Below are 1,155 nucleotides of genomic sequence, written 5' to 3' on the forward strand. Positions count from 1 at the left end.
ACATAGTGTTTTCCTTATTTATATTAATAATGAGTTAAAAAGGGAACCTATTATATAAAAAATAATATCAGTATCTCCACATAAAATTATTCGGAAATGGCTATTGCTGCTATATCTATTTGCATTTTCGATATTAAAGCTCCCCCTCAAAGAGTAAGGCGTAATGGAAAAATGGTGAGCTAAAGCAACCCTACTCTAAATAGCTTATTTATTGATGATGTTGTTTTTATTCGCAAATGTCATCTTTTTTTGCAAAAATCCGCTACAATCCCACCGCTTGTTAATGGATCGTTTTGAGTCTTTTTATTTTAGGAGTGTCAATGTTAAAGCAAGTTCCACAAAGTCTGCTACTGCTTAATTAAGAAAAGTTTATTTATAACCTTTTGTTGAATTTTTTTTGACAAAAGGTTTTTTTATGATATTTTTACTTAATATAGGTTCTTTTTTGAACTTTTTTTACTTTAACTTAGTTTAAAAGGTTATATTTGATGCGTGAAAATATTATCGAGCTAATGGCTAAGCTGAAAAATCAGTTAGAAATAGAAATCTCATCGGATTTAGATAAAGAAGTGTTTGAGCCTTTGCAAGTAAATGAGATGGCTTCATTTGGCAAAATGCTAAATGAAAAACGCAAGGCATTGCAACTGGATATTCAGAGTTTAGAGTGGCAAACGGGGATTTCTAGCTCAACACTAAAGCGGCTGTTTAAAGATCCGAGCCAAGTCAAATTTAGTAGTGTAGTTCTTGTAGCCCAAACTTTAGGGGTTAAGTTATGCTTCGCCAAGTAACTGTCTTTTTATATGACAAGAAAATCGGCTATCTTCGTCAAGATGAGCAAGGTTTTACCTTTGAATACCTTGAAGGCTACCAAGGTTTGCCACTCTCTTTAAGTTTGCCTGTGGTTCAAAAAATGTTCCACTCAAAAACGTTATTTCCCTATTTTGCCTCCCTTGCACCCGAAGGTTGGCTAAAACATCGTTTTGGTGAATTACAAAAAATTGATGAACAAGATTTATTCGGTATTTTGATTCAAAATGGGGAAAATTTGCTTGGTGCGGTAAAATTAGTGGCAGGAGAAGAAAAATGAGATGCCCGATTTTATTAAAATCGTCAGACTGATGACAAACCCCGATTTGTTGTATTCAATAAACGGAC

At 33.6% G+C, this 1,155-nt stretch carries 2 protein-coding genes; both read left to right on the top strand.

Features of this window, described 5'->3' with window-relative positions; genetic code table 11:
• Positions 1-488: 488 nt before the first annotated feature.
• Positions 489-788 carry a transcriptional regulator gene (locus A1D25_RS01275; protein WP_240327079.1) on the top strand — a complete coding sequence of 100 codons (300 nt, stop codon included), beginning with the start codon at positions 489-491 and terminating at the stop codon, positions 786-788.
• Complete coding sequence (locus A1D25_RS01280) at positions 773-1,087, top strand: HipA N-terminal domain-containing protein (protein WP_157393915.1); 315 nt, start codon at positions 773-775, stop codon at positions 1,085-1,087. Before A1D25_RS01275 ends, A1D25_RS01280 begins: the two co-directional genes overlap by 16 nt.
• The last annotated feature ends 68 nt before the right edge of the window (positions 1,088-1,155 follow it).

It is taken from the genome of Ursidibacter arcticus (assembly GCF_009761375.1).
In the GTDB taxonomy this organism is placed as follows: Bacteria; Pseudomonadota; Gammaproteobacteria; order Enterobacterales; family Pasteurellaceae; genus Ursidibacter; species Ursidibacter arcticus.